This is a genomic window from Pseudomonas sp. AC463, assembly GCF_979253585.1.
On the sequence record NZ_CEEDDZ010000761.1, the window covers coordinates 1 to 261 of the forward strand.

Below are 261 nucleotides of genomic sequence, written 5' to 3' on the forward strand. Positions count from 1 at the left end.
TATCCAGGGTTTCTGGGCTAGCAGCCAGGCCAAAGCGACCTGCGCCGCCGTTGCGGACTTACGCTCAGCAACGGCCTGAATCACCTCGACCAGCGCGAGGTTAGACTTGCGTGCCTCCGGGGAAAAACGCGGCACTGCGTTACGAAAGTCGCCAGCCTCGAACTGGGTCGACTCATCTATCTTGCCGGTTAGAAAGCCTGCGCCGAGTGGACTGAACGGGACGAAGCCAATTCCCAATTCTTCGAGCACAGGGAGCAGTTC

The 261-nt window shown here is 59.4% G+C and carries 1 protein-coding gene; it reads right to left on the reverse strand.

Annotated features, from left to right (window positions below; genetic code table 11):
- A partial coding sequence (locus AC0IYH_RS32270) for an aldo/keto reductase (RefSeq protein ID WP_471838398.1) occupies positions 1-261 on the reverse strand: 261 nt, incomplete at both ends.